This is a genomic window from Streptomyces sp. NPDC127084 (assembly GCF_042724175.1).
Taxonomy (GTDB): domain Bacteria; phylum Actinomycetota; class Actinomycetes; order Streptomycetales; family Streptomycetaceae; genus Streptomyces.
Genome location: NZ_JBHXFA010000125.1, coordinates 12,837 through 18,406, shown reverse-complemented (window position 1 = coordinate 18,406; position 5,570 = coordinate 12,837). Strand labels below are relative to the sequence as shown.

Genomic DNA, 5,570 nt, shown 5'->3' with positions numbered 1-5,570 from the left:
ACAGGGCGTCGCGCCCCTGTACCCGCACACAGGGCCGCCGGGCGTTCGCGGAGATCGGTGACCGCCCGCCCGCCCCCCCCCACCCGCTGGTGGCGACGGCGATGGTGCTCCCTCTCGCGACCCTGCTCGTCGTCGTCTTCGGCGGCTGGGAGGCAGTGGTCACACAAGCGTCGTCCGTGGGTGTGATGCTGGGGCGCTGAGCGGCGCTCCTGGACTCGGGAGAGCGGCCCGAGTCAGGGACATCCCACCCGGAAGCCCCGTGGGGACGGGGGTGCGGCGGACGGCACGCGCTGGGCCGGTCAGCTGGGGAGCTGACCGGCCAGCGCCATGTCCGGGACCTGGTCCTCAAGGTCTCCTGCGGTTCCCGGGTTCTTCCACCGCTTCCGTGACGGGCGCATTCCAGGGAGTGCGGGTCAACCCGTAGGCTCGCCGGATGGACCAGGGCCGTGCCGCGCTCATACGTGCGCTCTCATTCACCGCGCGGTCGGCGGCGCACCCGTCCGGCCGGACCGCGCCTCTGCCGCGCCTGTCCCGCCTGTCCCGCCTGTCCCGCCAGTCCTGCCAGTCCTGCGGACAGGGCGCCGACGTGCTGGCCCAGCGCGACGACGGGGTCGTGGTCCGCCATGGCACGGTCGTCGCGAAGGCCCATGCCCCCGATACCGACCCGGAAGAGCACCGGATACGACTTGCCGTGGCGGCACACCCCGAACTGGACGGGATCCTGCTGGCCCCGATCAGCGGCGACCCCCACAGCGCGGGGGACACGGTCGGCGGGCGGCCCGTCACGACCTGGCCCTACGGCACTCCCGTGGATCCCGACACCCCGGACGACGCCCCCTGGGAAGACGTCGCTGTCCTCCTCGCCCGGCTGCACCGCGTCGAGGTGGACCGCCTGCCCGGGCCGCTGCCGCCCATGCGCGGGCCGCTGAAGGCCGCGGCGGCCATCCGGCGTCTTCCGCGCCACCCGGCGGCCCGTCACGTACTGGCGGCCTGGCGCGGCCTGCCGCCCTGGGCCAGGGCGGAAGCGCCCGGACCGCACCACTCGCTGCGCCTTTGCCACGGGGACCTGCATCTGGGCCAGCTGGTACGCCACCCCGCCGTCCACGGCCCCTGGCTGCTCATCGACGCCGACGACCTCGGCCTCGGAGACCCGGCCTGGGACCTCGCACGCCCCGCCGCCTGGTTCGCGGCGGGACTGCTGCCGGCGGACGACTGGACCCGCTTCCTCGCCGCGTACCGCGAGGCGGGCGGTTCCGCCGTACCGCCCGCCCCCGGCGACGTCTGGGCCCAACTCGACGTGCCCGCCCGTGCCCTGACCGCACAGACCGCTGCTCTCGGGCTGGCCAGGAGTGTGCGGGAAGGCCGGGAGCCCGACGAGGTGGAACTTCTGATGATCGACGCTTGTGCCCGAATCGCGTCCATCCCGACGGACTTGGACATCGCCGGCACGCCGTAGGGTGAGCGGCAGCCGAGTACAGCAACCGAGCGGCGAGGAGCTGAGCAGAAGATGCAGTGTCCCAAGTGCCATGCGCCCATGCACACGTACAACCGAAACGGCGTCCAGATCGAGCAGTGCAGCGGGTGCCGGGGGATATTCCTCGACTACGGCGAGTTGGAGGCACTGACCCGCATGGAGTCGCAGTGGGTCCAGCAGGCTCCGCCCGCACCCGGTGGCTACCCCGCCGCGCCCGCTCCCGCCGCCCCGGCGTGGGGGGCTCCGCACCATGGACACCACGGGGGCGGCCACCACCGCCACAAGAGCTTCGGCCGGATGCTCTTCTCCTCCTGACGCTCCGGGCTTCCTGGCAGCGGGAACTCCGGTAAACCCGGAAGCCTGACGGGCATGACAACGGAACCCCCGGCCGAATCAACGGCCGGGGGTTCCGGACTGTGGACGATACTGGGATTGAACCAGTGACCTCTTCCGTGTCAGGGAAGCGCTCTCCCGCTGAGCTAATCGTCCTCGGGACCACGACCTGAAGGCCGTGGGTGGTGCTGAGTGGACGATACTGGGATTGAACCAGTGACCTCTTCCGTGTCAGGGAAGCGCTCTCCCGCTGAGCTAATCGTCCTCGGGACCACGACCTGAAGATCGTGGGTGGTGCTGAGTGGACGATACTGGGATTGAACCAGTGACCTCTTCCGTGTCAGGGAAGCGCTCTCCCGCTGAGCTAATCGTCCTTGGAGGTGGAGACGGGATTTGAACCCGTGTAGACGGCTTTGCAGGCCGTTGCCTCGCCTCTCGGCCACTCCACCCCGGAGTGCGGGGGTCGGGAAGATCCCCCTCTTCGAGCGGACGACGAGATTCGAACTCGCGACCCTCACCTTGGCAAGGTGATGCTCTACCAACTGAGCCACGTCCGCTTGTCGTTTCCGGTCCGCTCTCGCGTCCCGGCGACGTGTTGAACTCTAGCGGATTCCTGGGCCAGCACAAAAACGCGTTTCCGCAGCGTGCTGAGCTGTGGTCACGGCGGGTTCACCGCCGCGTGCGCTGCGGACCCGTCCCGGGCCGCCGGGGCCGCCCGGCCCCGGTATCGCCCGGACAGGACCCGCGCCACCCGTCCCGACCGGTCCCGACCGGGCCCGGAGACCGCCTGGAGCAGCGGGACACGTCCCGCCATAGACTCACAGCCGTGCACGACCTCGCTCCTCTGGCCCGCTTCGGCGGCCTCGTCGCCACCGACCTCAGGGATGTCACCTCCGACCCCGAGGCCCTTGAGTCGTCCGGTTTCTGGGCCGTCGCCGCGGACTTCGAAGGCCGCCTCACCTGCGCTCGCTTCGGAGACGTACGCCACGCGCCGGTGCCCGCCCCCGAGCCGGGGCGCTGGCGCGGCCCCGCCGCCGATGACTGGACCTCGTCCCTCGACCGTGCTGCGTACATCGCCGGCGTACGCCGCGTCCGCGAGTACATCGCGGCCGGCGAGGTCTACCAGGCGAACCTCTGCCGGGTGCTGTCCGCGCCCCTGCCGGACCTGTGCGCCGCGGATGTCGACGCCCTGACGGCACTGCTCGCGCGCGGCAACCCGGCCCCGTACGCGGGAACGATCCGGCTGCCCGCGCACGGCGTGGAGATCGCCACAGCCTCGCCTGAGCTGTATCTGCGCCGCGACGGCGGGACCGTGGAATCGGGGCCGATCAAGGGGACCGGCCGCACCGCCCTGGACCTCCTGGAGAAGGACCACGCGGAGAACGTCATGATCGTCGACCTGGTGCGCAACGACCTCGGCCGGATCTGTGCCACCGGGTCCGTCACGGTGCCGGCTCTCTGCGCCGTCGAACCGCACCCCGGTCTCGTGCACCTCGTGTCCACCGTCCGTGGTGAACTGGCCACGGGAGCGGGCTGGCGGGAGCTGCTGGACGCCACCTTCCCGCCCGGATCGGTCACCGGAGCACCCAAATCCAGCGCCCTGCGGATCATCGAGGCTCTGGAGACCGTGCCGCGCGGCCCCTATTGCGGCGGCATCGGCTGGGTGGACGCCGACCGCCGCACCGGTGAGCTCGCCGTCGGCATACGTACCTTCTGGATCGACCGGGCCATGGGCGTACTCCGCTTCGGCACCGGCGCCGGGATCACCTGGGGCTCCGATCCAGAGCGGGAGTGGGACGAAACCGAACTGAAGGCCTCCCGACTGCTGGCTGTAGCGTCGGGAAGCTACGCGAAGACCGGAAGGATCGCGCCATGAGGATCTGGGTGAACGGCGGACTGAGGGATGCCGGCACCGCCCTTGTCTCCGTACTCGACCACGGGATGACGGTGGGCGACGGGGTGTTTGAAACCATCAAGGCGACGGAGGGGCGCCCCTTCGCTCTCACCCGGCACCTCGACCGGCTCACCCGCTCGGCCCGCGGCCTCGGCCTGCCCGACCCGGACCTGGACGAGGTGCGCCGCGCCTGCGACGCCGTGCTGGAGGCCAACCCGATGGCCCTGGGCCGGCTGCGCATCACCTACACCGGCGGGCTCTCGCCGCTTGGTTCCGACCGCGGCGATACCGGTCCCACCCTCGTGGTCGCGCTCGGCAAGTCCGGCCGCCGACCCGAAACCACCGCCGTGGTCACGGTCCCGTGGGTCCGCAATGAGCGAGGCGCGCTGAGCGGACTGAAGACCACGTCCTACGCCGAGAACGTCGTCGCCCTCTCCCGCGCCCATGAGCGGGGAGCCTCCGAGGCGCTGTTCGCCAACACGGTGGGACAGCTCTGCGAGGGCACGGGATCCAACGTCTTCGTGGTGGTCGACGGGCACCTGCACACCCCGCCGCTCTCCTCCGGCTGCCTCGCGGGGATCACCCGTGCGCTGACCATGGAGTGGACCGGGGCCCAGGAGACGGAGTTGCCGCTGGATGTCCTGGAGCGGGCCGAGGAGATCTTCCTGACCTCCACCCTCCGGGACGTCCAGGCCGTCCACCGGGTCGACGGGCGCGAGTTGTCCGCCACGCCGGGGCCGGTGACCGCCAAGGCCATGCGGGTCTTCGAGGAACGGGCCGCCGCCGATCCGGATCCGCAGGCGCTCTGAGCCCTGTGCCTGGTCGGGATCCGGTAAACCCTGTGAAACCTGGTGACTGCGGGCGGCCTGGCAGGTAGAAAGCCCTTGATGACCACCACCCTGCGGCCGTCCGGGCCGCTCCAGCGGGACGACCGGGGCTCCCGGTCGCGTACCTACGACGTGTGCGTGAACAGCAGACGCGTCGGCAGTGTCGAGCTGGGCACCCATCCCACGCTCGGGCCGACGGCCGGGGTGCTGCGATCTGTGGCGATCGACGCCGGCGACCGGCGGCGCGGCCGTGGCACGGTCGCCGCGCTCGCCGCGGAGGAGGTACTCCGCGACTGGGGCTGCACTCGGGTCAGCGCCTCCGTCCCGATGGAGGCCACAGCTGCGGCGCGGCTGGCGACGGCTCTCGGATACGCCGAGGAGAGCCGCCGCATGATCAAGGAGCTGACCGCCGGCCAGCTGCCCGGCCTGACCGCCGGAGGCGAGGGCCGGCCCATGGACGAGGCCGAGTTCGGCGACTGGTCGGCCTCGGAGATCGAGGGCCACGCGCAGTTCCTGGTCGCACAGGGGGTCCCGCCCGAGCAGGCTCGTGCACGTGCCGTGGCCGACCAGCGCGAACTGCTTCCCGAGGGGCTCACCACTCCGCGGACCTGGATCAGGGTGATGGAGGCCGAGGGCGCCATGGTGGGGCACCTGTGGGTGGGAGAGCGTGAAGTGCGTCCAGGGCGGCAGGGCGCCTACGTGTACGCCATCGAGGTCGCCGAGCCCCATCGCGGGCGGGGCCACGGACGGACGCTCATGATCCTCGCGGAACGGATCGCTCGGGCGGAAGCCGAGGCGGACCTGCTCGGACTGCGGGTCCGCGCGGGCAACACTCCGGCGCTGCGCCTCTACGAGTCACTCGGCTACCAGGTGACGCACATCGACGTGGGCAAACGGCTGCTCTAGGCGCGACTGGCAAATAGCGCCGTGCGCCCCCCGGGCGGGGCCCCCGGCCGGGGGGGGGGGGGGGGGGGTTGCCCGGCCGGCGGGGGTGGGGGGGGGGGGCGTTCCCCGGCCAGCGGGGCCGAGGCGGGGGGGCGTT

The 5,570-nt window shown here is 71.8% G+C and carries 6 protein-coding genes and 5 tRNA genes; 6 read left to right on the top strand and 5 right to left on the bottom strand.

Going from position 1 to position 5,570, the window contains the following annotated elements; translation table 11 throughout:
* The 3 genes from ACFWI9_RS25275 to ACFWI9_RS25265 all read left to right on the top strand — a co-directional run.
* Positions 1-200 (top strand): hypothetical protein (locus ACFWI9_RS25275; protein ID WP_387165337.1); only part of this gene is annotated, 200 nt, incomplete at its 5' end.
* A gap of 233 nt (positions 201-433) precedes the next feature.
* On the top strand, positions 434-1,456 hold the full coding sequence (locus tag ACFWI9_RS25270; protein WP_387165336.1) for a phosphotransferase family protein: 1,023 nt from the start codon (positions 434-436) through the stop codon (positions 1,454-1,456).
* Between the two features lie 51 nt (positions 1,457-1,507).
* Positions 1,508-1,789, top strand: a complete 282-nt coding sequence (locus ACFWI9_RS25265; protein WP_387165335.1) for a zf-TFIIB domain-containing protein — start codon at positions 1,508-1,510, stop codon at positions 1,787-1,789.
* A 102-nt stretch (positions 1,790-1,891) separates the two neighbouring features.
* Here ACFWI9_RS25265 and ACFWI9_RS25260 read toward each other — a convergent pair.
* From ACFWI9_RS25260 to ACFWI9_RS25240, 5 genes are all read right to left on the bottom strand, one after another.
* A tRNA-Val gene (locus ACFWI9_RS25260) sits at positions 1,892-1,963 on the bottom strand.
* Positions 1,964-2,000: 37 nt separating this feature from the next.
* Positions 2,001-2,072 (bottom strand) — tRNA-Val (locus ACFWI9_RS25255).
* 37 nt (positions 2,073-2,109) lie between these two features.
* Positions 2,110-2,181, bottom strand: a tRNA-Val gene (locus ACFWI9_RS25250).
* A gap of 1 nt (position 2,182) precedes the next feature.
* A tRNA-Cys gene (locus ACFWI9_RS25245) sits at positions 2,183-2,256 on the bottom strand.
* A gap of 35 nt (positions 2,257-2,291) precedes the next feature.
* Positions 2,292-2,364 (bottom strand) — tRNA-Gly (locus ACFWI9_RS25240).
* A gap of 269 nt (positions 2,365-2,633) precedes the next feature.
* Between ACFWI9_RS25240 and ACFWI9_RS25235 the strand changes: the two genes are divergently transcribed.
* The 3 genes from ACFWI9_RS25235 (at position 2,634) to ACFWI9_RS25225 (ending at position 5,434) form a co-directional block, all read left to right on the top strand.
* Positions 2,634-3,683 carry a chorismate-binding protein gene (locus ACFWI9_RS25235; RefSeq protein WP_387165334.1) on the top strand — a complete coding sequence of 350 codons (1,050 nt, stop codon included), beginning with the start codon at positions 2,634-2,636 and terminating at the stop codon, positions 3,681-3,683.
* A complete protein-coding gene (locus ACFWI9_RS25230; protein ID WP_387165333.1) occupies positions 3,680-4,510 on the top strand; it encodes an aminotransferase class IV in 831 nt (276 codons plus the stop codon). Before ACFWI9_RS25235 ends, ACFWI9_RS25230 begins: the two co-directional genes overlap by 4 nt.
* Before the next feature lie 78 nt (positions 4,511-4,588).
* Positions 4,589-5,434, top strand: coding sequence for a GNAT family N-acetyltransferase (locus tag ACFWI9_RS25225; RefSeq protein ID WP_387165332.1), 846 nt, complete (start codon positions 4,589-4,591; stop codon positions 5,432-5,434).
* The last annotated feature ends 136 nt before the right edge of the window (positions 5,435-5,570 follow it).